This window comes from Ruegeria sp. BC8 (genome assembly GCF_056535705.1).
Window position 1 is genome coordinate 1,777,764 of the sequence record NZ_JBQFIV010000001.1, and the last position, 26,582, is coordinate 1,804,345.

Annotated in this window: 29 protein-coding genes and 1 tRNA gene; 15 read left to right on the plus strand and 15 right to left on the minus strand. The window is 62.7% G+C overall.

Annotated elements, in window-relative coordinates; translation table 11 throughout:
- Positions 1 to 15: 15 nt before the first annotated feature.
- The 5 genes from ACR3EK_RS09010 to ACR3EK_RS09030 all read left to right on the plus strand — a co-directional run bounded on the left by ACR3EK_RS09010 (position 16) and on the right by ACR3EK_RS09030 (position 3,298).
- Positions 16 to 987, plus strand: a complete 972-nt coding sequence (locus tag ACR3EK_RS09010) for a beta-ketoacyl-ACP synthase III (RefSeq protein WP_093962315.1) — start codon at positions 16 to 18, stop codon at positions 985 to 987.
- A 96-nt stretch (positions 988 to 1,083) separates the two neighbouring features.
- Positions 1,084 to 1,386, plus strand: a complete 303-nt coding sequence (gene ihfA / locus ACR3EK_RS09015) for an integration host factor subunit alpha (protein ID WP_093962316.1) — start codon at positions 1,084 to 1,086, stop codon at positions 1,384 to 1,386.
- A gap of 18 nt (positions 1,387 to 1,404) precedes the next feature.
- Positions 1,405 to 2,019, plus strand: coding sequence for a MerR family transcriptional regulator (locus ACR3EK_RS09020; protein ID WP_480633203.1), 615 nt, complete (start codon positions 1,405 to 1,407; stop codon positions 2,017 to 2,019).
- Positions 2,020 to 2,080: 61 nt separating this feature from the next.
- Positions 2,081 to 2,157, plus strand: a tRNA-Pro gene (locus ACR3EK_RS09025).
- 61 nt (positions 2,158 to 2,218) lie between these two features.
- Positions 2,219 to 3,298: a 2'-deoxycytidine 5'-triphosphate deaminase gene (locus ACR3EK_RS09030; RefSeq protein ID WP_170363291.1), complete on the plus strand. Its 1,080-nt coding sequence runs from the start codon at positions 2,219 to 2,221 to the stop codon at positions 3,296 to 3,298.
- Positions 3,299 to 3,301: 3 nt separating this feature from the next.
- Here ACR3EK_RS09030 and ACR3EK_RS09035 read toward each other — a convergent pair whose 3' ends face one another.
- The 7 genes from ACR3EK_RS09035 to ACR3EK_RS09065 form a co-directional block, all read right to left on the minus strand.
- On the minus strand, positions 3,302 to 3,541 hold the full coding sequence (locus tag ACR3EK_RS09035; protein WP_093962319.1) for a hypothetical protein: 240 nt from the start codon (positions 3,539 to 3,541) through the stop codon (positions 3,302 to 3,304).
- A 63-nt stretch (positions 3,542 to 3,604) separates the two neighbouring features.
- Positions 3,605 to 4,264, minus strand: a complete 660-nt coding sequence (gene scpB / locus ACR3EK_RS09040; protein ID WP_170338220.1) for an SMC-Scp complex subunit ScpB — start codon at positions 4,262 to 4,264, stop codon at positions 3,605 to 3,607.
- The gene (locus tag ACR3EK_RS09045; RefSeq protein ID WP_170363290.1) at positions 4,257 to 5,051 is read right to left on the minus strand and encodes a segregation and condensation protein A; all 795 of its coding nucleotides are present in this window, start codon (positions 5,049 to 5,051) and stop codon (positions 4,257 to 4,259) included. The genes scpB and ACR3EK_RS09045 overlap by 8 nt, the downstream gene beginning before the upstream one ends.
- Complete coding sequence (nagZ, locus tag ACR3EK_RS09050; protein ID WP_480633204.1) at positions 5,041 to 6,048, minus strand: beta-N-acetylhexosaminidase; 1,008 nt, start codon at positions 6,046 to 6,048, stop codon at positions 5,041 to 5,043. The genes ACR3EK_RS09045 and nagZ overlap by 11 nt, the downstream gene beginning before the upstream one ends.
- A complete protein-coding gene (locus tag ACR3EK_RS09055; RefSeq protein ID WP_480633205.1) occupies positions 6,045 to 7,106 on the minus strand; it encodes an SPOR domain-containing protein in 1,062 nt (353 codons plus the stop codon). Before ACR3EK_RS09055 ends, nagZ begins: the two co-directional genes overlap by 4 nt.
- A gap of 88 nt (positions 7,107 to 7,194) precedes the next feature.
- Complete coding sequence (gene argS / locus ACR3EK_RS09060; protein WP_480633206.1) at positions 7,195 to 8,940, minus strand: arginine--tRNA ligase; 1,746 nt, start codon at positions 8,938 to 8,940, stop codon at positions 7,195 to 7,197.
- Between the two features lie 95 nt (positions 8,941 to 9,035).
- On the minus strand, positions 9,036 to 10,193 hold the full coding sequence (locus tag ACR3EK_RS09065; RefSeq protein ID WP_480633207.1) for a deoxyguanosinetriphosphate triphosphohydrolase: 1,158 nt from the start codon (positions 10,191 to 10,193) through the stop codon (positions 9,036 to 9,038).
- Positions 10,194 to 10,269: 76 nt separating this feature from the next.
- Between ACR3EK_RS09065 and ACR3EK_RS09070 the strand changes: the two genes are divergently transcribed.
- Together ACR3EK_RS09070 and xth are read left to right on the plus strand one after the other, a co-directional pair.
- Positions 10,270 to 10,593, plus strand: coding sequence for a HesB/IscA family protein (locus ACR3EK_RS09070; protein WP_093962326.1), 324 nt, complete (start codon positions 10,270 to 10,272; stop codon positions 10,591 to 10,593).
- A 242-nt stretch (positions 10,594 to 10,835) separates the two neighbouring features.
- On the plus strand, positions 10,836 to 11,615 hold the full coding sequence (gene xth, locus ACR3EK_RS09075; RefSeq protein ID WP_170338208.1) for an exodeoxyribonuclease III: 780 nt from the start codon (positions 10,836 to 10,838) through the stop codon (positions 11,613 to 11,615).
- A gap of 4 nt (positions 11,616 to 11,619) precedes the next feature.
- On the opposite strand, the gene ACR3EK_RS09080 is transcribed toward xth, so the two are convergent.
- Positions 11,620 to 12,771, minus strand: a complete 1,152-nt coding sequence (locus tag ACR3EK_RS09080; protein ID WP_480633208.1) for an FAD-dependent monooxygenase — start codon at positions 12,769 to 12,771, stop codon at positions 11,620 to 11,622.
- A 71-nt stretch (positions 12,772 to 12,842) separates the two neighbouring features.
- Entirely contained in the window at positions 12,843 to 13,265 is a 423-nt protein-coding gene (dksA, locus tag ACR3EK_RS09085; protein WP_093962986.1) for an RNA polymerase-binding protein DksA, read from the minus strand.
- A 364-nt stretch (positions 13,266 to 13,629) separates the two neighbouring features.
- Between dksA and ACR3EK_RS09090 the strand changes: the two genes are divergently transcribed.
- From ACR3EK_RS09090 to ACR3EK_RS09110, 5 genes are all read left to right on the plus strand, one after another.
- Positions 13,630 to 14,475 (plus strand): AAA family ATPase, encoded by an 846-nt coding sequence (locus ACR3EK_RS09090; RefSeq protein ID WP_170368598.1) that lies wholly within the window; start codon positions 13,630 to 13,632, stop codon positions 14,473 to 14,475.
- Positions 14,476 to 14,599: 124 nt separating this feature from the next.
- Complete coding sequence (locus ACR3EK_RS09095) at positions 14,600 to 15,049, plus strand: GNAT family N-acetyltransferase (RefSeq protein WP_170338202.1); 450 nt, start codon at positions 14,600 to 14,602, stop codon at positions 15,047 to 15,049.
- A complete protein-coding gene (locus tag ACR3EK_RS09100; protein WP_480633209.1) occupies positions 15,046 to 16,395 on the plus strand; it encodes a DUF2927 domain-containing protein in 1,350 nt (449 codons plus the stop codon). The genes ACR3EK_RS09095 and ACR3EK_RS09100 overlap by 4 nt, the downstream gene beginning before the upstream one ends.
- Before the next feature lie 26 nt (positions 16,396 to 16,421).
- On the plus strand, positions 16,422 to 16,592 hold the full coding sequence (locus tag ACR3EK_RS09105; protein ID WP_170338198.1) for a hypothetical protein: 171 nt from the start codon (positions 16,422 to 16,424) through the stop codon (positions 16,590 to 16,592).
- Positions 16,593 to 16,596: 4 nt separating this feature from the next.
- Positions 16,597 to 17,781, plus strand: a complete 1,185-nt coding sequence (locus tag ACR3EK_RS09110) for a vWA domain-containing protein (RefSeq protein WP_480633210.1) — start codon at positions 16,597 to 16,599, stop codon at positions 17,779 to 17,781.
- 19 nt (positions 17,782 to 17,800) lie between these two features.
- Here ACR3EK_RS09110 and ACR3EK_RS09115 read toward each other — a convergent pair whose 3' ends face one another.
- Positions 17,801 to 19,285: an inorganic phosphate transporter gene (locus tag ACR3EK_RS09115; protein ID WP_170402557.1), complete on the minus strand. Its 1,485-nt coding sequence runs from the start codon at positions 19,283 to 19,285 to the stop codon at positions 17,801 to 17,803.
- Positions 19,286 to 19,488: 203 nt separating this feature from the next.
- Here ACR3EK_RS09115 and ACR3EK_RS09120 point away from each other — a divergent pair, with 203 nt between their 5' ends.
- Positions 19,489 to 20,175: a M48 family metallopeptidase gene (locus tag ACR3EK_RS09120; RefSeq protein ID WP_093962334.1), complete on the plus strand. Its 687-nt coding sequence runs from the start codon at positions 19,489 to 19,491 to the stop codon at positions 20,173 to 20,175.
- A 54-nt stretch (positions 20,176 to 20,229) separates the two neighbouring features.
- On the opposite strand, the gene ACR3EK_RS09125 is transcribed toward ACR3EK_RS09120, so the two are convergent.
- The 5 genes from ACR3EK_RS09125 to ACR3EK_RS09145 are packed head-to-tail and all read right to left on the minus strand — an operon-like array spanning position 20,230 to position 25,484.
- Positions 20,230 to 20,772 carry an RSP_2648 family PIN domain-containing protein gene (locus ACR3EK_RS09125; RefSeq protein ID WP_480633211.1) on the minus strand — a complete coding sequence of 181 codons (543 nt, stop codon included), beginning with the start codon at positions 20,770 to 20,772 and terminating at the stop codon, positions 20,230 to 20,232.
- The gene (locus ACR3EK_RS09130) at positions 20,769 to 21,977 is read right to left on the minus strand and encodes an RSP_2647 family RNA methyltransferase (RefSeq protein WP_480633212.1); all 1,209 of its coding nucleotides are present in this window, start codon (positions 21,975 to 21,977) and stop codon (positions 20,769 to 20,771) included. The genes ACR3EK_RS09125 and ACR3EK_RS09130 overlap by 4 nt, the downstream gene beginning before the upstream one ends.
- Before the next feature lie 52 nt (positions 21,978 to 22,029).
- Positions 22,030 to 22,302 (minus strand): hypothetical protein, encoded by a 273-nt coding sequence (locus tag ACR3EK_RS09135; RefSeq protein WP_170338699.1) that lies wholly within the window; start codon positions 22,300 to 22,302, stop codon positions 22,030 to 22,032.
- The gene (locus ACR3EK_RS09140) at positions 22,289 to 25,081 is read right to left on the minus strand and encodes a [protein-PII] uridylyltransferase family protein (RefSeq protein ID WP_480633213.1); all 2,793 of its coding nucleotides are present in this window, start codon (positions 25,079 to 25,081) and stop codon (positions 22,289 to 22,291) included. Before ACR3EK_RS09140 ends, ACR3EK_RS09135 begins: the two co-directional genes overlap by 14 nt.
- A 13-nt stretch (positions 25,082 to 25,094) precedes the next feature.
- Positions 25,095 to 25,484 (minus strand): nuclear transport factor 2 family protein, encoded by a 390-nt coding sequence (locus ACR3EK_RS09145; protein WP_170509277.1) that lies wholly within the window; start codon positions 25,482 to 25,484, stop codon positions 25,095 to 25,097.
- Positions 25,485 to 25,625: 141 nt separating this feature from the next.
- Here ACR3EK_RS09145 and ACR3EK_RS09150 point away from each other — a divergent pair, with 141 nt between their 5' ends.
- Positions 25,626 to 26,045 carry a DUF2852 domain-containing protein gene (locus tag ACR3EK_RS09150; RefSeq protein WP_170370632.1) on the plus strand — a complete coding sequence of 140 codons (420 nt, stop codon included), beginning with the start codon at positions 25,626 to 25,628 and terminating at the stop codon, positions 26,043 to 26,045.
- Between the two features lie 66 nt (positions 26,046 to 26,111).
- Positions 26,112 to 26,543 (plus strand): RDD family protein, encoded by a 432-nt coding sequence (locus ACR3EK_RS09155; protein ID WP_093962341.1) that lies wholly within the window; start codon positions 26,112 to 26,114, stop codon positions 26,541 to 26,543.
- Positions 26,544 to 26,582 lie beyond the last annotated feature (39 nt).

Consider the following 26,582-nt stretch of genomic DNA (forward strand, 5'->3'; position numbering starts at 1 on the left):
AAGGCAGTACCCCAGATGGCAGGCCGTTCAGTCGTTGTAGGTGTCGGGCATTACCTGCCCAAGCGGGTGGTTCCGAACTCCGAATTCGAAAAGACGCTTGATACGACCGATGAATGGATTCGCACCCGTTCCGGTATCGAACGTCGGCACTTTGCGGCCGAAGATGAAACCACGTCCGATCTGGCAACCTATGCGGCCAAAGCCGCTTTGCAGGACGCCGGCCTTACAGCTGATGACATTGACGCAATCGTACTGGCGACCTCGACCGCGGATCTGACGTTCCCGTCGGCCGCAACCATGGTTCAAGCCAATCTGGGCATGACCCGGGGGTTTGCCTTTGATGTTCAGGCCGTCTGCGCCGGTTTCGTGTTTGCGCTGAGCAACGCCAACGCCCTGATCCTTTCGGGTCAGGCCAAGCGGGTGCTGGTGATCGGCGCCGAAACTTTTTCGCGGATCATGGACTGGACCGACAGATCGACTTGCGTGTTGTTCGGGGATGGGGCCGGTGCTCTCGTGCTCGAGGCGCAGGACGGTGCCGGAACAAGCGATGATCGAGGTATCCTGTCCACGGATCTGCATTCGGATGGACGTTACAAGGACCTTCTGTACGTGGACGGCGGGGTGTCGACGCAATCGACGGGCCATCTTCGGATGCAGGGCAACCAGGTGTTCCGCCATGCGGTCGAAAAGCTCACCGCCACGGCCGAAACCGCCCTGGAACGCGCCGGACTGAACAGCCAGGACGTCGACTGGATCGTGCCGCATCAGGCCAATATCCGCATCATTCAGGGCACCGCAAAGAAGATGGGCCTGCCCATGGATCACGTTGTGGTGACCGTTCAGGACCACGGAAACACATCGGCCGCCTCGATTCCCCTGGCCCTGTCGGTGGGCAAGGAACGGGGCCAGATCAAGCAAGGTGATTTGATCGTGACCGAGGCGATTGGCGGCGGTTTGGCATGGGGCTCGGTGGTCCTGCGCTGGTAACCGGCGCAATCCGGCTTACACAGCCGCCCGCAATTCATTGATATTGACAGCGAATTTGCGCTACCCCTATGCTCGAAAATCAATAGGGGAAATGTCATGGGCGATAATACACTGACGCGAATGGATCTGAGCGAAGCCGTGTTTCGCGAAGTTGGGCTGTCACGCAACGAAAGTGCACAGCTTGTCGAAAGCATTCTGAACCACATGTCGGACGCGCTGGTGCGTGGCGAACAGGTCAAGATTTCGTCCTTCGGCACTTTCAGCGTTCGTGACAAATCAGCCCGTATTGGACGCAACCCTAAAACCGGTGAAGAAGTTCCAATCCAGCCGCGCCGCGTGCTGACTTTCCGCCCGTCGCATCTGATGAAGGATCGCGTCGCCGCCGGGAATCGCAAGTAAACCCGGGGCCAGGAGGATATGAGCAAGTCACCCGACGCGTTTCGCACCATCAGTGAAGTTGCGGATTGGCTCGGTGTTCAGGCCCATGTCCTGCGCTTCTGGGAAAGCCGGTTTGCACAGGTCAAGCCAGTGAAACGTGCAGGCGGTCGCCGTTACTACCGCCCCAACGACATGCGCCTTCTGGGTGGCATCAAGAAACTGCTGCACGAGGACGGCATCACGATCAAGGGCGTCCAACGCATCCTGAGGGAACAGGGCGTGGCCCACGTGGCGGCGCTGTCACCCGACATCGATGTCAGCGCAGAATCACCACAGACGCCACAGGACGTGGTGGTGTCTTTTCCGCCCAAATCGACCGGCCAGCAAATCGACCTCGATCTACAGGCCGACACTGATGGTCCCGGATCGCCAGAGCCTCAGGTAACACCCAGTTCGCCACACCCCGAGCCGGCGCCCGCGCCCGCTGCGGTCAACGGGGACGATGGCATCAGCCCTGCCCCGCTGTTCGGCGGCATCGCCTCCAAAGCTTGGCAGACTACGGATTTTGACGCTGAGGCGCTGCGCCAGATCGCCCCGATCGCGAGGGACCTCAGGGCATGGCTCAGCCGGGTCGAAGGTCAAAAGGCGGGATAAGAAGAAAGGCAATGTTTTCCTCTTGCCCCTGCCGGGAAAATCATTATGAACAGCCCAACGTCGGGCTATGGCGCAGCCTGGTAGCGCGTCCGTCTGGGGGACGGAAGGTCGCAGGTTCGAGTCCTGCTAGCCCGACCAATTCACACCGACGTTTATGGCAGACAGGCCAGATCCCGCTCTGGCACCAGGGGGGATCGGAATGACAGGTGTATGCCCGAACCAGCAAATCGAGGCGATGATCGCGCGCGGTGAGATCTCCGCCGAGCCGGCCATTCTGCCCGCTCAGATCCAGCCCGCCAGCCTTGATCTTCGTTTGGGAACAGTTGCTTACCGCGTCCGTGCGTCATTTCTGGCGGGCGAAGGCCGTTCGGTGTCCGAACGGCTGGCCGAGTTCGAAATGCACCGGATCGACATCACCGACGGCGCCGTTCTCGAAAAAGGTTGCGTCTACCTTGTGCCCCTGATGGAAGCGTTGTCCCTGCCCGGTGACGTGACCGCTGTCGCCAACGCCAAAAGCTCGACCGGGCGTCTGGACCTTCTGACCCGTACCATCACCGACGGCGGAACCGAGTTCGACCGGGTGCCCGCAGGCTATTCGGGGCCCCTCTACGCCGAAATCTGCCCGCGGTCCTTTTCTGTTCTGGTGCGTCCGGGCATGCGGCTGAACCAGATCCGTTTCCGGCAAGGCCAGGCGGTTTTGTCCGATGCAGACCTGACCGCTCTGCATGCGGAATCACCATTGGTCGATGGTCCGGCCGTCATTCAGGACGGTCTGGGGTTTTCGGTCGACCTGCGCCTGCCCAACACTGACCTTGTTGGCTATCGCGCGAAACCGCATACCGGCGTGATCGACCTTGACCGGATCGGCGAATACGACCCGCAGGAATACTGGGAAGAGGTGCGTACCAAGGACGGGCGGATCATTCTGGATCCGGGCGCATTCTATATCCTGGTCAGCCGAGAGGCGGTTCACATCCCACCGATGTACGCGGCCGAAATGGCGCCCTATCTGGCGATGGTGGGCGAATTCCGGGTGCACTACGCGGGCTTTTTCGATCCGGGCTTCGGTCATGCCGAAGCCGGAGGCGCCGGTTCACGTGGAGTTCTGGAAGTTCGCTGTCACGAAGCGCCCTTCGTACTGGAGCATGGACAGGTCGTCGGGCGGCTGGTCTACGAGCGTATGGCCGAGATGCCGACACAGCTGTACGGCGCAGGAATTGCTTCGAACTATCAGGGCCAGGGCCTGAAATTATCGAAGCATTTCAAGTCCGCACAGTAAACCTCAGAACCGCATGAACCGCCGCATCTGGCGGGTCAGCTGCTTGGCCTGTTTCATGCTCGGGCTCTGTCCGCCTGCACTTTGCGCCATGCGCCGGTCGGTCTGAGGATCGCGCGCCTGGCTCTGTTGGCCCGGCTTGCGGGTCGCACGATCGGCAAGGTCAAAACCTTTGTCGACACCACGCGTGACCAGCCTGCGCATGACTTGCCGAACGATCATGTCGATGATGCGGTTTGCGTTCATTTCGGTCTCCGTTCCTCTGCGCCGAACCTAACGGCGATATGCGCCGACAAATGGGCGACGCAATCAATCTTCCTCGAACAGTTCGGACTGATCTTCGTCACCCGTTTCATCTTCGTTGGCCTCGCCGATCGGCATCGCCCCCGGCGGCGGCCGGTTTTCCAGCAAGCCAGCAGCGCGCAGTTCCTTCAGGCCCGGCAGGTCTCGGGCGCTTTCCAGGCCGAAATGGTCCAGGAACTGAGGCGTTACGACGAAAGTCACCGGACGGCCCGGCGTCATGCGGCGACGGCCCAGCCGGATCCACTCCATCTCCAGCAGCTGGTCGATGGTGCCCCGCGACACGGACACGCCGCGGATTTCTTCGATCTCGGCGCGGGTGCAGGGCTGATGATAGGCCACGATCGCCAGGGTCTCGATGGCGGCGCGGCTCAGCTTGCGGGTCTCGACTGTTTCCTTCTGCATCAGGAAGCCCAGATCGGGAGCCGTGCGGATGGCCCACGCCTCGCCCACTTTGACCACGCGAACTCCGCGCCCTTCATAACGTTTCTGCAGCAGTTCCAGCGCTTGCGCGGCGTCGCAGCCATGCGGCATCCGCGCCTCGAGATCGGCCACTGTCACCGGCTCAGCGCTGGCGAACAGTACCGCCTCGACCATACGCTCCTGCTCAGCCAGCGGAGGCGCTTCGAACAGGGTGCCGGTGCCGTCGTCTTCGGGGGCGTCAGTCACGTTTGTCAGTCCTTCTGCGCAGTTGGATCGGGGCAAAGGTCTCGCTTTGCTTGATCTCCATATGTCCTTCCTTGACCAGTTCCAGCGAGGCCGCAAACGTCGCCGCCGTGGCCGAGCGCCGCCGCACCGGGTCAACGTCCCATCCCTCGGGCAGGTAGGTTTCCATGTCGGTCCAGGTTCCGGCAAATCCGATCAGCGGGCGCATCCGTTCCAGCGCCTGTTCCATCGTGAAAACGGCGTCGCGGTCCATCACGAAGGGCCGGAACTCGTCTCGGGTGCGGATGCGGGCATAGCCCTGCATCAGGTCCAGCAAGGTCGCGGAATAAGTGACCGTGCGGATGCGGGTGACATCCTCGCCCTGCCCGCGCCTGAAGAAATCGCGCCCGAGTTGGTCGCGCGCCATCAGGCGCGCCGCCGCGTCGCGCATCGCCTGCAGGCGTTCCAGCTGAAAGGCCAGGTGAGCGGCCAGTTCCTCGCCCGTCGGCCCCTCTTCGTCGGGGTCGGGCGGCAGCAACAGCCGGGATTTCAAAAAGGCCAGCCATGCGGCCATCACCAGGTAGTCGGCGGCCAGTTCGATCCGCAGGGCGCGGGCCCGTTCGACAAAGGCCAGATATTGCTGCGCCAGCGCCAGAACCGAGATCTTGCGCAGATCGACCTTTTGCGTCCGCGACAGGGTCAGCAGAACGTCCAGCGGGCCTTCAAACCCGTCGACGTCCACGATCAGCGCCTCTGCGGCCAGCCGATCGGCGACCGAAACCGGGTCTTCGCTGAAAAGGTTATCCGTCATATACCTGCCCGCCCATCAGACGGGATAGTTCCGTCTCGGCGGCACGGATGTCAAGTTCCTCGGGCGATTGCCGCTGTGCCAGCGCCTTGTCTGCGCGGGCTTGTGCCGCCTCCGACATCTCGCCCGCAGCTTCCATGACCGCCGCCCTGTCGGCAAGCGAGCCGTTGCAGTGCAGCACAACATCGCATCCTGCGGCCAGCGCCTGACATGACAGGTCGGCCAAAGACCCGCTGAGCGCCTTCATCGAGATGTCGTCGGTCATGATCAGGCCATCAAACCCGATCTGATCCCGGATCACAGCCATCATCTGCGGAGAGATCGTTGCCGGTCGTTCATCGAGCTGCTCAAAGACCAAATGGGCTGTCATGCCCATCGGCAGGTCGTTCAAGGCGCGAAACGGGGCAAAATCGGTCTGCAACAGATCGACCAACGGCGCATTGACGTGTGGCAGATCGAAATGGCTGTCCAAGGTCGCCCGCCCGTGGCCGGGAATATGCTTGACGATGGGCAACACGCCACCGTCCAAATGACCCTGCGCAACGGCCCGGCCGATTTTTGCGACCGTAGCAGCATCGCCACCGTAGCACCGGTTGCGCAAAAACGCGTGGGTGTCTGGACGCGCCAGATCCACCATCGGTGCGCAGTTGCTGTCGATCCCCATGGAATACAGTTCATGCGCGATCAGGCGGTACCGCAGGTACATGGCCCGCTCGGCATGGTCGCCGGCACGTTCCGCATGATCCAATGGGGGCATCCATTGCCGGGCAAGTGGCGCGCGCAAACGTTGGACCCGTCCGCCTTCTTGATCGATGGTGATCGGACAGTTTCGGCCGACAGCCTCGCGAAAGTCGCCACACAAGGCACGGACCTGATCCGCGGTTTCGATGTTGCGGGCAAACAGAATGAACCCGAACGGGTTCATTTGGCGAAACAAGGCCTTTTCTTCGGGTGTCAATCGCAGCCCGGCCGCATCCGTGATCGTGGCGCCAAACCTCACCGCACGGCAACCGGGATACAGTCAGCGTCCTGTGCGACAAGGGCGGCGCAGAACTGGCGCGAGTCGCTCAGGTCATCGAACCCCAGGACCCGCAGACGGTAAAACGTGCGGCCTCCGCTTGAGGTTTTCTGGATAACCCTCTGCTTTCCATCCATATATTCGCCAAACCGACGATACAGCCTGTCCCATTCGGCCTGCGCGACCTCGGGGCTTTCAAACGCACCCAGCTGCGCCAGCCGGGTACCCTTGGTCAAGGTGTTCGGGTCGACATCCAACCCTACAGCAGCCTTGACCGCGGCGTTGATCGCGGCTTCGTTGACCGCAGGGCGCACAGCGGACGCCGCGCGCGCCGGGCGGCGGAGCGGACGCAGAGACCGGCGCACGCCCGGCAGGGCCGCGATTTCGGGATCCGGCAACTGAGCGGCGAGATCGGCCGGATCAATGGCTGGCTCGTCATCGGCCAAGTTCAGGGATGCAAGCTGCACACCCGCATCGGTCTGCGGTGTCTCAACGGCAGGCGCGCCGGACAGTTCGGCCACCACGGCGTCAACTGCGCCTTGACGCAGTTCGGCCGCTTCCTGGTTCGAGATTTCTTGTTCGACAACATGCACGGCGGGGGTCGGCTTCAGCTCGCCCATCGCCACGTCTTCATCCGTCAGGGAAACGGGCCGCGGCGCAAGGATCAGCCGGTCGGCCGGAGGCGCCGCGGTTCCAACCGCCGCAACTGCATTGACCGCAAGACCCTGGTGATCGGCGGGTGTGCCCCCGGGAGTTTCCGGCTGCACCCGCATCGGCCCCTCGGCCGCGCGTACGACCGGTACGCCGCTCACATCGCGCATGACCAGCTTGTACCCCCAGATCGCGACGCCAGCGACAAGCGCCAGAGACGCGGCAGCACCCAGCAGGTTGACGACCCGCCCGAGGACCGCGTCCGCCGGCACACCCTCAGCCTGGTCCATCATGTTGTCGGGATATTCATACCCATCTTCGGGGTGGAACTGATTCGAGTAATGCGCGTGCTCGGGGCTGGTCTGCCCCGAGAAATCGTAACTGGTCATATCCGCCTCACTGCCCGTTTCGCGCCTGAAATTGGGGCGCGCGGGTCATTTCTTGCCTACCTCGGGCCGGCGGTTCGGGCAGTGTTGGTTACCGCATCTCCTTCGCCGGCGTGACACCAAGAATACCCAAGCCTGCTGAAATCACAACAGAAACGGCCCGGGCCAGCGCGATTTTTGCCTGGCTTGTTGCCGCGTCACCATCTTGCAGGAAGCGCAGCGACATTTCTTCGTTGCCCTTGTTCCACAACGCATGAAAATCCCCTGCAAGTTCATACAGATAGAAGGCAACGCGATGCGGTTCGTTGGTACGCGCAGCGATCTCGACCAGCCGTGGCCATTCGGCCAGCTTTTTGGCAACAACCAACTCGGCCGCGTGGTCGATCTTGCTCAGATCGGCAGCCTTGAGGGTCGCGTCGTCCGCGGCAATGCCCGCTTCGGCGGCCCGGCGCAGCAAGCTCCTGACCCGGGCATGGGCGTATTGCACGTAGAACACGGGGTTCTCGCGGCTCTGCTCAAGCACCTTGTCGAAATCGAAGTCCAACGGCGCATCGTTCTTGCGGGTCAGCATCACGAACCGGGTCACGTCCGGGCCAACCTGGTCAACCACATCACGTAGCGTGACGAAATTGCCGGCCCGCTTGGACATCTTGAACGGCTCACCGTTTTTCCACAGTTTCACCAACTGGGTCAGCTTGATGTCCAGCGGCACCTTGCCGTCCGACAAGGCCGAAACGGCGGCCTTCATCCGCTTGACGTAGCCACCGTGATCTGCGCCGAACACGTCGATCAGCGCGTCGAATCCGCGGCTCACCTTGTCGTAGTGATAAGCGATGTCCGGAGCAAAATAGGTCCAGCTGCCGTCGGATTTCTTGACAGGGCGATCCACATCGTCGCCATGCGCGGTAGACTTGAACAGGGTCTGCTCGCGGGGTTCCCAGTCTTCGGGGGTTTTGCCCTTGGGCGGCTCAAGAACGCCTTCATAGATAAGACCCTTGTCGCTGAGCGACTTCAGTGCAGCCTCGATCTTGCCGGTTCCGTACAGCGACTTCTCCGAGAAGAACACGTCCATCTCGACGCCCAGCGCCTTCAGGTCGGCGCGGATCAGATCCATCATCGCATCGGTTGCGAAAACGCGGACCTCGGCCAGCCACTCGCTTTCAGGCTTGTCCAGCAAGCTGTCGCCGTATTTTTCCTTCAGCGCCTCACCGATCGGAATCAGGTAGTCGCCCGGGTAAAGGCCTTCGGCGATCTCCGGGCTTAGGCCGTTGGCCTCGCGGTACCGCTCAAACGCGGACCGGGCCAGCACATCCACCTGCGCACCGCCATCGTTGATGTAGTATTCACGGGTCACGTCGTGGCCGGAATAGGCCAACAGGCTGGCCAGCGCGTCGCCGAACACTGCGCCACGTGTGTGGCCCACATGCAGCGGTCCCGTGGGGTTGGCCGAGACGTATTCCACGTTCACCTTCAACCCCTGCCCCATGGTCGAGCGACCATAGTCCGTGCCCTGTTCCAACACCGCACCCAGAACGCCCTGCCAGACCGACGGAGCAAGCCGCAGGTTGAGAAAGCCCGGACCTGCAACCTCGGCACTCGTGATCCGCTCATCTGCGGCCAGTTTCGCGGCCAGCGCATCGGCAATGTCACGCGGCTTCATCTTGGCCGGCTTGGCCAACACCATCGCGGCATTGGTCGCCATGTCTCCATGGGCGGCGTCGCGCGGGGGTTCGACCGCAACGTTGTCAAAGCTCAGCCCCTTGGGCAGCGCGCCTTCGGACTGCATCTGCGTCAGCGCGTCCAGAACAAGGCCGCGGATCTCGGAGAACAGGTTCATTTCGGATGTCCTTTCGCTTGCGCAGCGGTTTACCACGCAAGGCGGCAAGGTCAATGCGGGCAAGCGGTCCAAACCAGCATTCGTAGCATGCAGCCCTAAACCTGCGGGGGCTGCGTGCCGGTCAGACGGGCATGATCCTGCAAGGCAAACCGATCGGTCATGCCCGCAATATAGTCTGATACGATCCGGGCCAGCGCGGTCTCGTCCGGCGCCGCTTCGATATCCGAATGCCAATGCCGAGGCATCTGGCGCGGGTCGCTCAGATAGATCGGGAACAGCTCCTCGACTACGCGACTGACCTTGGCGCGCACCTCCATGACGCTGGGCGCCCGGTACATGCGGGTGAACAGAAACGCCCGGATATCGTCGAGCTGCGCCCAAAGATCATCCGAGAAGCGGATGACAGGAGCCCCGAGGTGACGAACATCTTCGACTGTTTGCGCTCCTGATCTCTCCAGAACCTCGCGCGAGGTGTCGATTACATCCGAAACCATCACGCCGAACACCCGCCTCAGCGCCTCGTGACGACGCCGGTAGAAATCCAACCCGGGGTACTTGCGATCCACCTCGGCATAACACTCCCGGACAATCGGCAATTGGGCGATCTCGTCGTCGGTAAAAAGTCCGGCCCGCAGGCCGTCGAACAGGTCATGATTGTTGTAGGCGATGTCGTCGGACAGTGCCGCAACCTGCGCCTCTGCGCTGGCATGGGTGTGCAGTTCAAGGTCAAAATCGGCATTGCACTCGGCCAGCGCCCAGGGCAGCTCGCCCGTAACCGGGCCGTTGTGCTTGGCGATGCCCTCAAGGCATTCCCATGTCAGGTTGCACCCGTCGAAATCCGCGTAATGCTGTTCCAGCTTGGTGACGATGCGGATCGCTTGAGCGTTGTGGTCGAAGCCCCCGTAGGGCGCCATCAGCGCATGCAGAGCGTCCTCGCCGGTATGGCCAAACGGCGTGTGGCCCAGATCATGCGCCAGGGCCACGGCCTCGGTCAGCTCGGGGTTCAGCCCCAATGCCCCCGAGATCGTGCGCGCGACCTGCGCCACCTCGATCGAATGGGTCAGGCGCGTGCGATAGCTGTCGCCCTCATGCTCGACAAAAACCTGTGTCTTGTGCTTAAGACGTCGGAACGCGCTGGCGTGTATGATCCTGTCCCGGTCCCGCTGAAAGCACGACCGGAAACTGCTTTCTTCCTCTGGCACCAGCCGCCCGCGCGCCCGGCCCGGATCGGCAGCAAATCCTGCTCGCTCCAATGGTCTTGTCCTTGTCGCCTGTCTCCAGGGTTTCTATATTGTAGACCGACGAGGAAATAAACCTTTGGAGCATGGCATGAATCTGCCTCCGAGAGTCACAGAACGCGCCTTCGAGAGGCTTGCAGAGATAGGTGCCGCCGACAACGGCAAGGCCCTGCGCATAGCCGTTGAAGGCGGAGGGTGTTCAGGCTTTCAGTACGAAATCGCCTTGGACGAGCCCAAGGACGATGATTTGGTGCTGGAAGGCAAAGGCCAGAAGGTTGTCGTCGACGAAATTTCTTTGCCGTTCCTGGAAAATGCGACGATTGATTTCACGCAGGAACTGATCGGCGCCCGGTTCGTGATCGACAACCCCAACGCAACCTCTTCCTGCGGGTGCGGCACGTCTTTTTCGATGTGATCAATCGTGGGGGCGTTGCGCCCTTGTCCTCTGAATATCTCTTTGATCTGCAGGAGCGCCCGCTGTCCCGCGATCAGGCCTTACGGCGCGGTTGACCGTTTTTGGCCCCGCGCCAATTGGCCCAGTTCGTCATCGCGTCATCCGTCCCCGTACGCCCCGGTACCCGCGGCAGACCTGACTGACACCTTGTGATGGTCTCCGTTCTGGGCGATAGGTTTCGGCAGAGCTTCGGAGGGACCGGGATGAAAATCGCAACATTCAACATCAACGGCATCAAGGCGCGGGCCGAGGCTCTGCCCCGCTGGTTGGACGAAGCCCAGCCCGATGTGGTCCTGCTGCAGGAAATCAAATCCGTCGACGAAAACTTTCCCCGCGAGATCTTTGAGGAACGCGGTTACAACGTCGAAACCCATGGTCAGAAAAGCTTCAACGGCGTGGCGATACTTTCGAAATATCCGCTCGAAGACGTCTCGCGCGGGCTGCCCGGGGATGAAGAGGACGAGCAGGCGCGATGGATCGAAGCTACCGTCATCGGCAAGCGGGCACTGCGGATTTGCGGGCTTTATCTTCCCAACGGGAACCCTGCTCCGGGGCCGAAGTTCGACTACAAGCTTGCGTGGATGGAGCGGCTGTATGAGCGCGCCCGCGATCTTCTGGCCACGGAAGAGCCGGCCCTCATGGCCGGGGACTACAACATCATTCCGCAAGCCGAGGACGCGAAACGCCCGGAGGCCTGGCGCGAAGACGCCCTGTTTCGGCCGGAAAGCCGCGCGGCGTTTCGCAAGGTGCTGAACCTTGGCTTCACCGAAGCGTTCCGTGCGCGGACACAAGGCCCGGGCCACTATTCGTTTTGGGATTATCAGGCCGGCGCGTGGAACCGGAATGACGGCATTCGCATTGACCATTTCCTTCTGACACCGCAAGCGGCGGACCTGATGCGCGATTGCCAGATCGACGCCGCAGTGCGCGGACATGAAAAACCGTCCGATCACGTCCCTGTCTGGGTGGACCTCGACATCTGACTCGTCAGGCCGTCGGATCGTAGTCGTAGATCCAGTCGTATCGACGCGTCAGGCGCGGACCGATCAGGGCCAAGGCCGCCTGCGCCGCCAGACGTGCGGGACCGCGCAAATGAAAGTTCCGCGCGTTGGCACCGGCGGCTGCGACCACCTTGCGCGCGCGGGTTTTCCTCTTGCTTTCATAGGCTTCGAGTGCCCGGCGGACACCCGACTGTTCGTCAAAAGATCGGGCCAAGATCCAAGCATCCTCAAGCGCGAGGCACGCCCCTTGAGCCATAAACGGCAATGTGGGATGCGCGGCGTCCCCCAGAAGGACAACGCGACCATTCTGCCATTTCTGTGCCACGGGGCGCAGAAACAAAGCCCACAGATGGACATCCTGCACCTGCGCAAGCGCGGCGCCGGCCGGACCGCCGAAATCGGAAAAACGCGCCCGCAGGTCCTCGGGGTCACCGCGCAGGCGCCAGTCCTCTTCCCGCCAGTCGGACCGCTCTTCTACCGCCACGATGTTCAACATGGACTGCTTTCGCAGCGGATAGGTCACGACATGACGCCCGGGGCCCATCGTCAGCGATGCCATGGGCTCGGCTTCGTGGTCGGTCCAGGGCACAGTTGACCGCCAGGCCACCTGATGCGTGAACGCGGGCGCTTCGGTTCCGTTCAGGATGGGCCGGATACCGCTGCGCCCGCCATCCGCTGCAACGGCGAATTCAGCGCGCAGCCGGGTGCCATCCTGCAGCGCAATCTCGGCTTCGGCTGGATGCTTCCGAACATTGGTGACGCGGGCATTCAGTCTGATCGACACCCCTGCGCGCTCGGCCGCCTTTTGCAACACGTCCAGAAGGTCAGCGCGATGGAAATACCACGTGGGTCCGGCCGAAGGTGCGGGAAGACGGCTGACGACGCGGCCCCGCCGATAATCGCGCAGAAGAGTGCCGTGAGAGAGTTGTGCGACCCGACCGGGATCATCCACGACACCCAGCGCACGCAGGACCGCCATGCCGTTGGCGCTGATTTGCAGGCCGGCCCCGACCTCGGTCAAGGCCTCGGCCTGCTCGAGCACGGTCACCCGTGCACCGCGTTGCTGCAAGGCCAGCGCAGCGGCCATTCCGCCGATCCCGCCGCCGATGACACAGATTTGCAAACCGTCGATCTTCATGACACGGGCCTAACGCAAAAAGGCCGGAGCCACAGGCCCCGGCGCTTGTCTTTTTTGAAAGAACCCAGCGATCAATCGTCGCGGTGAACTTTTTCGCGACGCTCGTGACGCTCTTGCGCTTCCAGCGTCATGGTCGCGATCGGACGCGCATCCAGACGCTTGAGCGAGATCGGGTCACCGGTCTTTTCGCAGTAACCGTATTCGCCCTCGTCGATCCGGCGCAGAGCGGCGTCGATCTTGGCAACCAGCTTGCGCTGTCGGTCCCGGGTGCGCAGTTCCAGCGCACGGTCGGTTTCCTCGCTGGCGCGGTCTGCAACGTCGGGAATGTTACGGGTGCTGTCCTGCAGCCCCTCGATCGTGTCCCGGCTGCCTGCCAAAAGTTCGTTTTTCCAGTTCAGCAGCTTGCGGCGGAAATACTCAAGCTGGCGTTCATTCATGAAAGGTTCATCTTCGGCCGGGCGATAGTCCTCCGGCAGAAAAACTTCCTGCTTCATATTGGCTCCCTCGGTATGGCCAGAAACGTCTTTTGCGGTCGTGTCGCCTGACATTTGGCACCCCCTTCTGCGCAGCGTTTAACTGACGGGACGGGGAATGTCACTATCCAAACGCAACCCCGACGCGCCGTTATGAGAACCGGTATAAACATGAGACTTTGGGCACCAAATCGTTGCCATTCTGTGAAAGCGAAAGGACTATTTTGCGGCAGAACACCCGCGAGCGGATGATGGAATCGGTGCGATTCGTCCCTCGCGCCCGTCGTTGGCAGCCTGCGACGCTGCGGCCCGGCTTGTCATTCGGCCCCGCCCTAGGTAACCCGGTTTCCGTCTCCTGTTGCTGCGACCATCATACGAGGGCCCCATGACCGCACGTTTCAAAGGCACAGCCGAATACGTTGCCACCGACGACCTGACCATTGCCGTAAACGCAGCCGTCACGCTGGAACGACCGCTGCTGGTCAAGGGTGAACCCGGCACGGGCAAAACCGAACTGGCCAAACAGGTCGCCGGCGCACTGGGTCTCAGGATGATCGAGTGGAACGTCAAGTCGACCACCCGCGCGCAGCAGGGTCTCTACGAATATGACGCAGTCAGCCGTCTGCGCGACAGCCAGCTGGGCGACGAGCGCGTGAACGACGTCCGCAACTACATCAAGAAGGGCAAGCTGTGGCAGGCCTTCGACGCCGATGAAAAGGTCGTGCTGCTGATCGACGAGATCGACAAGGCCGATATCGAGTTCCCCAACGACCTGCTGCAGGAACTCGACAAGATGGAGTTCCATGTCTACGAGACCGGTGAAACGATCCGGGCCAAACACCGCCCCATCGTGATCATCACCTCGAACAATGAAAAGGAACTGCCAGACGCCTTCCTGCGCCGCTGTTTCTTCCACTACATCCGCTTCCCCGATGAAGCCACGATGCGTCGCATCGTCGAAGTGCATCACCCCGGCATCAAAGAGGCGTTGCTGACCACCGCCCTGACCCAGTTCTACGAGATCCGCGAGACGCAGGGGCTGAAGAAAAAACCCTCGACCTCCGAGGTGCTGGACTGGCTCAAGCTGCTCCTGGCCGAGGATCTGGATGCCGAAGACCTGAAGCGCGATGGCGTCAATGCCCTGCCCAAGCTGCACGGCGCCCTGCTGAAGAACGAGCAGGACGTGCATCTGTTCGAACGGCTGGCCTTCATGGCGCGCGCCAAGCGCTGAAGCCCGCCCATTCATGAATACTTGGTGATCACGGCTTGCCTTGCGGCAAGCCTGATGCCAGCATTGCTGCAACAAAGATCAAAGAACATGACACCGAGCACGCTGTAGAGCAGGACCACCCGAATTGACCCAAGCGCCGCGCATTCGTCCCCTCAAGCCCGAAGACCGGCCGAGCTGGGACTTGTTGTGGCGGGCGTATCTTGAATTCTACGAAACGGTATTGCCCGACGAGGTCTACGACAGCACGTTTGCGCGCCTGCTGGGGGATGATCCGCAGGACTTTTCATGCCTAGTGGCCGAGTTGGACGGCGAATTGATCGGGCTGACCCACTTCCTGTTTCATCGCCATGCCTGGAAGATCGAAAACGTCTGCTATCTGCAGGATCTCTATGCCAGCCCGCATGTGCGCGGCACCGGTGTCGGTCGGGCGTTGATCGAGGCCGTCTATGCCGAAGCCGATCGAAAAGGTGCGCCCGATGTCTATTGGCTGACGCAGGAGTTCAACCATACGGCGCGCCAGCTTTATGACCGCGTCGGCCAACTGACGCCTTTCCTCAAGTATCGGCGTCCATGAAACGTCTGGCCGGCATATTTCTTGGCTTTGTCCTTGCCGGATGCAGTTCGGTCGACCGGATTGAGTTGCCCGATGAAATCAAGGTGACCGAGGCCGCGGCACCGGTGACTCAGGCTTTCGGCACGCCACGTCCTTTCCCGCCGGCCCGGTCGAATACGAACATCGCGGCGGATTTCGTGGACCTGCATTTCTCGCTTGAAAGCGGCACGGCCCTGCCCGTGTTCACGCGGTTCGAGGGTCCGATCACAGTTCGGCTGACGGGCGCCCCTGCCCCCACGATGCAATCCGACCTGACGCGTCTGCTGACCAGACTGCAGCGCGAAGCCCGGATCGACATCCGCCAGGTCAACGATGGGCAGGCCAACATCACGATCGAAGCAGTGACCCAGCGCCAGATCCAGCGGCTGCTGCCGCAAGCCGCATGTTTCGTCGTGCCCAACGCGTCCAGCCTCGAGGAATACAACCGAGACAAGCGCAAGACCAAAAGCAGTTGGCGCGCGCTGCGCAGCCGCGAGCGGCTGGCGATCTTCATTCCCAACGATGTCAGTCCCCAGGAAATGCGGGATTGCCTTCACGAAGAGCTTGCACAGGCGATCGGGCCTCTGAACGACATGTACCGCCTGCCGGATTCGGTCTTCAACGACGATAATTTCCACACTGTCCTGACCGGGTTCGACATGCTGATCCTGCGCGCGACCTATGCGCCGGAACTACAGACCGGAATGGCCCGGGAACAGGTGGCGCAGGTCATACCCGGGGTCATCGCACGCCTGAACCCGCTTGGCGCCAACCTGCCCGTTCAGCCAATCTCGGAAACCCCGCGTGAATGGATCGACGCCGTGCAACTGGCGGTCGGCAAGGGCCGGGCCTCGCCGCGGCAAATGCGGGCCATCGACCGCGCGATGCGGATCGGCCGAGAGCAAGGTTGGACCGATCACCGCCGGGCGTACCCCCATTATCTGAAGGCCCGTTTGGGCGAATTCGACGCCCCCGAGGAAGCGCAGCGCGAATATGCCATTGCCCTGAAATACCTGCGCGCGACCCCCGGAACCGAGCTTCAGCGCGCGCATATCTCGGTTCAGACGGCGGCCTATGCCCTGACCCAGGGGCGCGGCCCCGAAGCCCTGCCGGACCTCGACCGGGCCATCGCGACGATGACGCGGGCCGAAAACGCCTCGATGTTGGCGACGCTGCTGCTGCTGAAGGCCGAGGCCCTGAAGCAGGCCGACAAACCCGAACAGGCACGCTCCGTCAGGCTGGACAGTCTGGGGTGGGCGCGCTACGGGTTTGGCTCGGAATTGGTGGTCAGCTCGTTGATGCAGGACGTCGCGCTGGGGGCCCCGTAACATCGCAAAAGGCGGATGACGAACACATGCTAGTGGTTGTGGGAATGGCGGTCCTGGGGGCGGCTCTGGGCGCGCTGACGGCACGGAAACGCAAAGGCAGCGGCGCCGATATCGCCCAATATGCGGCCGGCTACGGCATTGCATTTGCATTGGCGGGACTGGCCATTTCGCTTGTTCTGGTGCGGGTGATAGGCTGAGCCGATGTTCATCCCCTTTTTTGAGAACCTCAGAAAGGCCGGCATCCCCGTCTCGTTGCGGGAATACCTGACGTTTCTGGAAGGGATGAAAAAAGGGCTGGCCACCTACGACATTGAGGCGTTCTACTACCTCGCCCGTGTCTCGATGGTGAAGGACGAGCGCAACATCGACAAGTTCGACCGCGCCTTTGCCGCCAGCTTCGAAGGGCTGTCCGAGATCACCTTCGATCAGGTGCTGGAGGCCGTGGACATCCCGGCCGACTGGCTTGCAAAAACGGCCGAGAAACATCTCTCGGACGAAGAAAAGGCCGAGATCGAAGCGCTTGGCGGTTTCGACAAGCTGATGGAGACGCTGCGCGAGCGGCTGAAGGATCAGCAAGGCCGCCACCAGGGCGGCAACAAGTGGATCGGAACGGCGGGCACCTCGCCCTTCGGCGCCTACGGCTACAACCCCGAGGGCGTACGCATCGGCCAGAAGGAAAGCCGCCACCAGCGCGCGGTCAAGGTCTGGGACAAGCGCGAGTTCCGCAATCTGGACGACACGGTCGAACTGGGCACCCGCAACATCAAGGTCGCGCTGAAACGCCTGCGCCGCTGGGCCCGCGAGGGGGCCGCCGAAGAGCTGGACCTGGACGGCACCATCCGCGCCACGGCCGAGCACGGGTACCTGGACGTCAAGACCCGGCCCGAGCGGCACAATGCGGTGAAAGTGCTGCTGTTTCTCGATGTGGGCGGCTCGATGGACCCGCATATCAAGGTGGTCGAGGAATTGTTCTCGGCCGCGCGGTCCGAGTTCAAGCACCTGGAATATTTCTATTTCCACAACTGCCTGTACGAAGGCGTCTGGCGCGACAATCGCCGCCGGTGGGATGCGCAGACCCCCACGCATGAGGTGCTGCGGACCTACGGCCCCGACTACAAGTGCATCTTCGTGGGTGATGCGTCGATGTCGCCTTACGAGATCGCCTATCCCGGCGGCGCCAACGAGCACTGGAACGCCGAGGCCGGTCAGGTCTGGCTGCAGCGCGCGCGCGAACAGTGGACGTCGAACCTGTGGATCAACCCGGTGCCCGAGAAATATTGGGAATACACCCATTCCATCGGCATGATCCGCGAGATCTTCGAAGACCGGATGGTGCCAATGACGCTGGCCGGGCTGGAACGCGGCATGCGCGAGCTGACGCGATAGCGCCAGCCCGGCTTTGCTTTTATCCGGCGATTGCTTGAATTCCCAGGAACAGCAGACCTGACAGCAGGGCCGCCGCGGGCACGGTGATCACCCAAGCCGCGATGATCGTCAGGAAATGCGACCGGCGCACCAGCTTGCGGCGGCGGCGCTCTTCGGGGGCCAGCACCGGGCGTTCCGGCACAGCGCCGCGCGCCTTGATCAGGCGCCGCTCGGCGTCCCATTCCCGGAAGAACCCGACACCGAACACTGCGCCCACGGCGATGTGGGTCGAACTGACCGGCAGGCCAAGCCAGCTGGCCACGATCACGGTGATCGCCGCCGACAGCGCCACACAATAGGCGCGCATCGGGTTCAGCTTGGTGATCTGGCTGCCGACCACCCGGATCAGCTTGGGCCCGAACAGGAACAGGCCGAACGAAATGCCGAAGGCGCCGATGATCATGACCCAGGGCGGAATGCTCACCGCATGGGTGAAATCACCCACCGCCGAAGCCTGAACGATGGCGGCCAGAGGTCCGACGGCATTTGCCACGTCATTGGCCCCATGCGCAAAGCTGAGCAGCGCCGCCGAAATGATCAGCGGGATGCCGAACAGGATCTTGAGCGATTTGTTGCGGTTCTCCAGCCCTTCGGCCTGACGGCGAATGACAGGAATCGTCACCATCCAGATCAGCACTCCGCTGACCAGACCGATCACCAGGGCCGTCTGCAGGTTGATCTTGAACAGGTGTTTCAGGCCTTTCAGCGCAAGGTACGAGGCAAACGCCCCGGCCATGATGCCGACCAGAACTGGAACCCATTTGCGCGCAGCGGCGATCTTGTCGTCCTGGTAGATGATCCGCGCCTTGATGAACCACAGGAATCCGGCGGCGATGATGCCGCCCAGAAGCGGCGAGATGACCCAGCTTGCAGCGATCTGGCTCATCTTGACCCAGCTGACCGCGCCGAACCCCGCCGCCGCGATCCCTGCCCCCATGACGCCCCCCACGACCGAATGCGTGGTCGAGACCGGAGCGCCAACCCAGGTGGCCAGGTTGATCCAAAGCGCAGCAGACAACAGCGCGGCCATCATGGCCCAGATGAAGACGGTTGCCGTTCCCATGCTTTCGGTATTGATGATGCCCTTGGCGATGGTCGAGACCACGTCTCCACCCGCGATCAGGGCGCCGGCGCTTTCGAAAACTGCGGCAATCGCGATGGCGCCGCCCATGGTCAGGGTGTTCGCGCCCACCGCCGGGGCCATGTTGTTGGCCACATCGTTCGCCCCGATGTTGAGCGCCATGTAGGCTCCGAACATGGCCGCAATCACGACGATCATCGTGTTGCTGGCCTGTCCGAACAACAAAGCAGCCGTGATCCCGGCGATCACGATGAACACGAAGGCGATGCCCGATCCGACGAACGGCCGCCCGACCTGCGCCGTTGCAACCTCGAGGCGGGAAAACCGCCGCAGGTCACGATCCAGTGTTTCAAGGTGCCGGGCTTCTAAATCATTGTTGGCCATTTGTCCCTCTTGCATAGCGCGCGCTCGCACAGCGTGCGCCGTGCCCTAGAAGGCTTTTGCCTTCATTTCAACCTTTGAAATATGGAAACTGCGATCTGACGCCGCGCGATTTCCGTCTCACGAACTGCCCCAGGTCGCCCATGTTGCCCGAAAGTGATGAGGAACGACTTGCCCCCGCATCCCGATCCGCCCATATCTGAGATATGTTGCGTCTGACCCCAATTCTGCTGGCGATCGCCTATGCCATTGTGATGTATCGGATTTCCGTCTGGCGCACCCATCGCGAGCTGGATGCGAAGTCGACCGAACTGGCTGATCCCGAGTTGAAGCGTATGACCGACCGCCTGGCCGCCGCCTTGGATGTGGCGCGCGTGCCGGTCTATATCTATGAAATCGACCCGGTGAACGGGCTGGCCGCACCGGACGGGCGCATTTTCATCACCCGAGGCTTCTATCGCAAGTTCCGCAACGGCGAGGTCTCAGCCGAGGAGATGGCCAGCGTCATCGCGCACGAGCTGGGACATGTTGCGCTGGGCCACGCCCGGCGGCGGATGATCGATTTTTCCGGTCAGAACGCGATGCGGGCGGCGCTGATGATGCTGCTCAACCGGTTCATTCCCTTCATCGGCGCGTGGATCGCAAATGCGCTGACCGCGCTGCTGGCCTCGCGCCTGTCGCGGGCAGACGAATACGAGGCGGACGAATACGCAGCCGCCCTGCTGACCAAGGCCGGAATCGGGATCGGGCCGCAGAAATCCCTGTTTCACAAGCTTGAGGATCTGACCCAGCAGCGGGCGGGCGTGGTTCCGGCCTGGCTGATGAGCCATCCCAAGACGGACGAGCGGATTGCCGCGTTGGAGGCCCTTGAACAACGTTGGGAGCGTGGCTGAGGGTCAGGGTGCGAGAGGCCACCCTCTCGCGATATTTGGAGCCAGGGGAAGAGGTCAGGCCGCCAAAGCCTTGCCGAGACGCGGCAGCCGGGCCTTTTTCATCAATGCGCGCAGAGTCCAGCTGTCGCCCGACAGGCGGTTGGCTTCGGTCAGGACCGATTGAGCCACCTGTTCGACACTGGTCGGATCATTCTGCCAGATGCCGTGAAGGAAACTGTCGGGGTCGATGCGGGCAAGGCCCTCTTCCGCCAGGACATTCCTTGGAAAGTCCTTGGCATTCACGGTGATGATCGTATCGGCCGAAGCGGCGACCGCGGTGGCCAACACATGCGTGTCGGCCGGATCGGGAAGCCAGAGGCGCTGTTCGAGGCCGGGTGCCTCGGGGCGTTCGGCCTGCGGCCAATGTGCCTGCACCAAGGCGATTTCGGCCCGGGCCTGTGCCTCGCCCTCGGGGCCGAGTTTGCGGGCGGCGCGGGCCCATTCCTCTAGGATGCGAGCTGACCAGAGCGGGGTGAAGTGGCCCCGCGCCGCCGCGCCCAGCAGCATCTCGCGCATCACCGTCGGATAGATGACGCAGGTGTCGAGAACCGCCTTCACAGCCGGTAGAACACGGATTTCAGATAGCCGCTCTCGGCCAGCTGCGGCAGTTGCGGGTGATCGGGTCCGGCAAAGCCGGTGTGGATCATCTGCGCCTGACGCCCGGCCCGGCCGATGCCACGGGCGCAGGCCTCGCGAAAACGGGTCAGGTCGACGGCATGCGAGCAGGAACACAGACCCAGATACCCACCCGGTTTGACAAGCGGCGCGGCCAGACGGGCGATCCGCTCATAGGCCCGCAGCCCGGCATCCAGCGCCTGTTTCGACGGCGCAAAGGCCGGCGGATCGCAGATGACCACGTCGAACTGCGCGCCTTCCTCGCCCAGTTGGGTCAGAACGTCGAAGGCATCGCCCTGCCGGGTTTCCAAGCGGTCGCCAAAGCCCGAGGCAACGGCGCCCTGCTTGGCCAGGGTTAGCGCGGCGGCCGAGCCATCGACCGACAGCGCGTGGTCGGCCCCACCGGCCAGCATGGCCAGACCAAATCCGCCCACGTGGCTGAACACGTCCAGCACATGCCCACCGGGGCCCGCCAGCCGAGCGGCAAAGGCGTGGTTGGGGCGCTGGTCGTAGAACAGCCCTGTTTTCTGGCCCCCGGTCAGGTCGGCCATGTAGGTTGCGCCATTCATCGGAACGGGCAGCGGGGCATCGGGCGCGGTGCCGCGCAGGGTCTGGTTCACGTCATCCAGACCTTCCAGCCCGCGGGTGCGGCCCGAGGCATTCTTGAGCACGGACGTCACCCCCGTCACCGCGACCAACGCGTCGGTCAGAAGGTCCAGATGCGCCTCGGCCCAGGCGGCATTGGGCTGGATCACGCAGGCGTCTCCGAACCGGTCAATGATGACACCGGGAAAACCGTCGGCCTCGGCATGGACCAGCCGATAAAAAGGCGCATCGAACAGCCGTTCGCGCAGGTCGAGCGCGCGGCGCAGGCGGGTTTCGAACCACCCGGCGTCCAGCTGTGCCGACAGGTCACGATCCAACACCCGGCACATGATCTTGGAATCCGGGTTCACTGCCACCAACGCGATCGGGGCGCGTTTGTCATCCTCAAGCACGGCCAGCGCACCCGGCGCGATCTTGCGGGTGCGCCGGTCGGTGACGATGTCATTGGCATAGACCCAGGGAAAGCCGTGGCGCAGACCGCGCGCATTGGCTTTGGGTTTCAAACGGATTCTGGGGCGGTCGGGCATGTCGGCATGGGTCATGGCGCCCTCATAGTCGCGATTGCGCGGGCAGAAAAGCCCCTCCGGCGATCCGTCAGCGTTGGCGCGCCCGCCAACCGCCGCGCCGGCGCGGAGCCTGCGCGGTGTCCAGCCCTTCGCGCAGAACCTGTGTCATGGGATGGTCGGCATCCTGTGCGGTATAGACAGCATGCAACTCGGTCAGCGCCTGCTTCTGGTCGCGCCCGTCCGGCAGGCTGAGCGCCCAGTCCAAAAAGATGCTGCGACACTCGGGCAGCGTGATTCCGTCGATGCGATAGGCCTCGCGGATCAGGCCCTTGGGGTCGTTGGGGTCGTCACTGCGCGCCATCCGCACTCTCCTCGATCACCGCGCCGATCACTTCGGCTGCGGCAGCATAGCTGTCCTGCAAGGCGGACTGTAACTGCTCGACCTGCTCGAACCCGGTCGCCCGACACAGAAAGGCCGTGCCCCCCTGCCCAATCTTGTCGGCCTCGATCACCTTGCCCGACAGTAGCCGCGCCGCGCATTGCACCGACCAGCATAGGTCATATGCGTCCTTCAACACCTGCGCCTGAGCGACATCCAAGAGACCCGCAGCGACCGCTCCGTCCAAGCCCGAGTCGACGTCGCGCTGTGGCGCGCCGGACAACAGTGCGCCGGTTTCGGCCATCAGTTCGATATCCAGCAGACGGCCGGGGCCATTCTTGACATCCCAGACACCGGCGGGAGATTTCGCAGCCGCGAGGCGTGCGCGCATGTCGGACACTTCGCGCAGGACCTGATCCTTGTAGCGCGGGCGAGACAGGAATTGCGTGCGGAAAGCTTCGAAATCGTCTGCCAGATCCGTGTTGCCTGCGACTGCACGCGCGCGGGTCAAGGCCAGATGCTCCCAAACCCAGGCTTCCTCTTGTTGGTAATGAGTGAAGCTGGCCCAGCTTGTGGCGACTGGCCCCTGATTGCCGGACGGCCGCAGTCGCATGTCGACCTCGTACAACCGTCCTTGCGCCATCGGTGCCGACAGGGCGGTAATCAGCGCCTGTGTAAAGCGCGCATAGTAGGTGCGCGTGGCCAGTGGCTTGGGGCCGTCGGACATGTCCACCGCTTGCGGGTCGTAGATCACGATCATGTCCAGATCGGATTGCGAGTTCAGCCGAGCGGCCCCCAACGACCCCATGCCCAGCACCACAGCGCCACGCCCTGGGGGGGAGCCGTGCTTCTGCGAAAACTGCCGCTCTACGCAGGGTAAGATCGCGGCGATGACAACCTGCGCGAGGTCCGCGTATTGCCGCCCGGCCTGCAACCCGTCGATCAGACCGCGCAGGTGGTGCACACCGATACGGAAATGCCATTCCTTGCACCAGCGCCGCGCCAGATCCAGCTGCGTTTCATAGTCCGACTCAGCCGCCAGCGCGTGGGACAGTTCAGCCTGCAAGGCGGACTGACCGGGCCAATCGGCAAAGAAGCTGCCACCGATCACCGCGTCGAACACCTGCGCATTGCGCGACAGGTGCGCGGCCAGTGCATGCGAGGTTCCGACGATGTCGACCAGCAGGTCGATCAGATGCGGGTTGGCTTCGAACAGCGAAAACAGCTGCACACCAGCGGGCAATCCGGCCAGAAACCCATCCAGCGCCAGCAGCGCCTCGTCGGGACGGGCGGTCTTGGCCAGCCGGGCCAGCAATTCGGGTTTGAGCCGCTCGAAAATGCGCGCGCCCCGTTGCGAACGCAGCGCGGGATAGGTTGTCCACCGGGCCAGAACGCCGGCGTCGAACTCGACCGGGGGCGCTGCGGTCGGCGCGGGGCCGGCGCCGGGTGCAAAAAAGCCCTCGGTCAGCTCGTGCACCTCGGTCAGGCGGAGGGTCAGATCGGCTGTCAGGTCGGCGCTGGTGGTGCCCATCAGGCAGGCGATGCGCTCGATCCCGTCGGGCGACTGCGGCACCGTGTGGGTCTGCGCGTCATGCACCATCTGAATGCGGTGTTCGACCTCGCGATGGGCGCGGTAATGGTCGGTCAGCTTGTCGGCCACGTCCTGCGGCACCCAGCCCTTGGCCGCCAGCGCCGCCAGCCCCGGCACCGTGCCACGCACCCGCAGGTCGGGGTCGCGGCCCCCGGCAATCAACTGCCGCGTCTGGGTAAAGAACTCAATTTCGCGAATGCCGCCCTGCCCCAGCTTCATGTCATGGCCGGGGATCGTCAGAGCCCCCCCGGTGCCCTTGTTCTCGCGTATGCGCAGGCGCATGTCGTGGGCGTCCTGGATGGCGGCGAAATCCAGATGGCGGCGCCAGACGAAGGGCCGCAGGGTTTCCAGAAACCGCTGTCCGGCGGCGATGTCGCCGGCGCAAGGGCGGGCCTTGATATAGGCTGCACGCTCCCATGTGCGGCCCAGGCTTTCGTAATAGCGCTCGGCCGCCTCGGTCGCCATGCAGACGGGCGTAACCGCAGGATCGGGGCGCAGCCGCAGATCGGTGCGGAACACGTACCCATCGGCCGTCTTGTCGCTGAGCGTGGCGCAGAAATTGCGCGTGGCCCGCACCATGCCCTGCCGCGCCTCATAGAAATCGTCGGGATCGTACCGGGTTTCGTCGAACAGCACGATCAGGTCGATATCCGAGCTGTAGTTCAGTTCGTGCGCACCCATCTTGCCCATCGCCAGGATCACCATCCCGGCGGCGGTTTCGACGTCGTCTTCGGTCATGCCGGGCAGCTTCTTGCGCCGGATCAGCGCCGCGATCTCGGCCTTGGCCGCGATGTCCACGGCAAGCGCCGCAAAGTCGGTCAGTGCCGTCGTGACCTGCTCGAGGTTCCAGGCTCCGGACAGGTCGGCTAGGGCCGTCAGCAAGGCAAGCCGATGCTTGGCCTGCCTCAGGCCCGGTTTCAACTGGTCAGGAGCCAACGCACGCGCGTCGTCCATGATCTGCGCAAGGGCGTGCTGCGGCCGATCCAGCGCCGGGGCCAGCCAATTGCGCTCACGGTCGATCAAGCTCTTGAGGTACGGGCTGCTGCCTGCGGCACCGGTCACCAGTTCGGACTGATCAGCGGTCAGATCCGGCACTGCGGCGCAGGCCTCTCGCCCCAATTCGGGGTCGTAGGGTCGCGGGACGCGGTGGATGGCAAGACTGTCGGTCATGGGCGAATTCCGGTCAGTTAACGTTGACCGGAGTGTCCTGGCTGAAGGTATTGATCCAGCCATCATCCCGGCGTTCCCACAACGAAGAGATCAGCATCGCCTCGCGCTCGGACGCACCCGGCCGCCGATAGTCCGCCCGGTAGGACAACAGGACGATATCCGCGGTCAGAACGCGCATTTGCGCCGCGCTCAACTCATATGACTCCATTGTCGGGCTGTCTGCGAACTGACCCACATGATCGTCGCGATTGGCGAAACCGGATGGGTAGACGCCCAGAAAATCGGCGCTCAGCAACGCCCGGTCCGCCTGCGCATCACCCTCGACCAAAGCGGTCCAGACCTGCTGCTCCAGGTTCAGGATTTCTTCAAGCGTCGGGGCGGGCTTGTCGTCGTGCGTGTTCATGCCCGCACGTTGCGCAGGATCGGAACTGCCGTCAACCGGGGCACTAAATGTAAATCTTTTTCACATCACCCCTTGCATCCGGGCCGGGCCACCCCATCTAGATCAATGTGAACACAATTTACATCAACCTGGAGAGCCCAAATGACCGCATTGTCCGAACACGCCGTCCCCCGCAACCCGGGATGGTTGCACCGTGCAGAGGCCTGGCTTGACGACAAGGGCAAAGGCGCCTGGATCGCTGCCATGGTCCTTGGTTTCATCTTCTTCTGGCCCGTTGGCCTGGCCCTTCTGGCCTATATGATCTGGAGCAAACGCATGTTCAGCAAATCCTGCAGCCGCCGCCATTCCTGGCACAGTCACATGAGCGCGATGAAGCCCTCGGGCAACAGCGCATTCGACGCCTACAAGGCAGACACGCTGGCCCGCCTGGAACGGGAACAACAGGATTTCGAAGCCTTCCTGCACCGCCTGCGTGAAGCCAAGGACAAGGCCGAGTTCGACCAGTTCATGAACGAACGCACTCAGGAGAATACGGCGGACGACAAGGACGAAACCGCCTGATACCCTACCGCCCTGCCCCTCTCTGTGGGACAGGGCAAACCTCAACAACCGACCGGAAATTCCTTCATGTCTCATCTGCCCGACCCGGATCGTCAGCCGGACTTCTACAAATCCGTGGCGATCAAACGCTTTTTCGCGTGGCTGTTCGATATCGCCTTCATTTCGCTGCTGTGCACGGTTGCCATTCTGCTGACCTTCGGTATGGGCCTGTTCGTCATCGCGCTGATCTATGCGGTCGTCAGTTTCATCTACCGTGTCGTCACCATCGCAAACGGGTCTGCCACGCTGGGTATGCGCTTTATGGGGATCGAGCTGCGCGACGCATTTGGCGAACGCATGGATACCGGCAAGGCCGTCGCGCATACAGCCGGTTACTTTGTCAGCATGGCGTTTCCGATCCTGCAGATCATCTCGGTCATCATGATGCTGACCAGTGCCCGCAACCAGGGCCTGACCGATGCCTTCCTCGGCACCGTAATGCTGAACCAGCGCGCCTGACACGGCCCGTTTCTGGGACTTGGCGACCCCAGAAACGGT

Bases quoted from the DNA above. Each gene is read 5' to 3' on its own strand.
- ACR3EK_RS09010 (WP_093962315.1), top strand. From the start codon at position 16: ATGGCAGGCCGTTCAGTCGTTGTAGGTGTCGGGCATTACCTGCCCAAG.
- ihfA (WP_093962316.1), top strand. From the start codon at position 1,084: ATGGGCGATAATACACTGACGCGAATGGATCTGAGCGAAGCCGTGTTT.
- ACR3EK_RS09020 (WP_480633203.1), top strand. From the start codon at position 1,405: ATGAGCAAGTCACCCGACGCGTTTCGCACCATCAGTGAAGTTGCGGAT.
- ACR3EK_RS09030 (WP_170363291.1), top strand. From the start codon at position 2,219: ATGACAGGTGTATGCCCGAACCAGCAAATCGAGGCGATGATCGCGCGC.
- ACR3EK_RS09035 (WP_093962319.1), bottom strand. From the start codon at position 3,541: ATGAACGCAAACCGCATCATCGACATGATCGTTCGGCAAGTCATGCGC.
- ACR3EK_RS09045 (WP_170363290.1), bottom strand. From the start codon at position 5,051: ATGACGGATAACCTTTTCAGCGAAGACCCGGTTTCGGTCGCCGATCGG.
- ACR3EK_RS09055 (WP_480633205.1), bottom strand. From the start codon at position 7,106: ATGACCAGTTACGATTTCTCGGGGCAGACCAGCCCCGAGCACGCGCAT.
- argS (WP_480633206.1), bottom strand. From the start codon at position 8,940: ATGAACCTGTTCTCCGAGATCCGCGGCCTTGTTCTGGACGCGCTGACG.
- ACR3EK_RS09070 (WP_093962326.1), top strand. From the start codon at position 10,270: ATGAATCTGCCTCCGAGAGTCACAGAACGCGCCTTCGAGAGGCTTGCA.
- xth (WP_170338208.1), top strand. From the start codon at position 10,836: ATGAAAATCGCAACATTCAACATCAACGGCATCAAGGCGCGGGCCGAG.
- ACR3EK_RS09080 (WP_480633208.1), bottom strand. From the start codon at position 12,771: ATGAAGATCGACGGTTTGCAAATCTGTGTCATCGGCGGCGGGATCGGC.
- dksA (WP_093962986.1), bottom strand. From the start codon at position 13,265: ATGAAGCAGGAAGTTTTTCTGCCGGAGGACTATCGCCCGGCCGAAGAT.
- ACR3EK_RS09090 (WP_170368598.1), top strand. From the start codon at position 13,630: ATGACCGCACGTTTCAAAGGCACAGCCGAATACGTTGCCACCGACGAC.
- ACR3EK_RS09100 (WP_480633209.1), top strand. From the start codon at position 15,046: ATGAAACGTCTGGCCGGCATATTTCTTGGCTTTGTCCTTGCCGGATGC.
- ACR3EK_RS09105 (WP_170338198.1), top strand. From the start codon at position 16,422: ATGCTAGTGGTTGTGGGAATGGCGGTCCTGGGGGCGGCTCTGGGCGCG.
- ACR3EK_RS09110 (WP_480633210.1), top strand. From the start codon at position 16,597: ATGTTCATCCCCTTTTTTGAGAACCTCAGAAAGGCCGGCATCCCCGTC.
- ACR3EK_RS09115 (WP_170402557.1), bottom strand. From the start codon at position 19,285: ATGGCCAACAATGATTTAGAAGCCCGGCACCTTGAAACACTGGATCGT.
- ACR3EK_RS09120 (WP_093962334.1), top strand. From the start codon at position 19,489: ATGTTGCGTCTGACCCCAATTCTGCTGGCGATCGCCTATGCCATTGTG.
- ACR3EK_RS09130 (WP_480633212.1), bottom strand. From the start codon at position 21,977: ATGACCCATGCCGACATGCCCGACCGCCCCAGAATCCGTTTGAAACCC.
- ACR3EK_RS09135 (WP_170338699.1), bottom strand. From the start codon at position 22,302: ATGGCGCGCAGTGACGACCCCAACGACCCCAAGGGCCTGATCCGCGAG.
- ACR3EK_RS09140 (WP_480633213.1), bottom strand. From the start codon at position 25,081: ATGACCGACAGTCTTGCCATCCACCGCGTCCCGCGACCCTACGACCCC.
- ACR3EK_RS09145 (WP_170509277.1), bottom strand. From the start codon at position 25,484: ATGAACACGCACGACGACAAGCCCGCCCCGACGCTTGAAGAAATCCTG.
- ACR3EK_RS09150 (WP_170370632.1), top strand. From the start codon at position 25,626: ATGACCGCATTGTCCGAACACGCCGTCCCCCGCAACCCGGGATGGTTG.
- ACR3EK_RS09155 (WP_093962341.1), top strand. From the start codon at position 26,112: ATGTCTCATCTGCCCGACCCGGATCGTCAGCCGGACTTCTACAAATCC.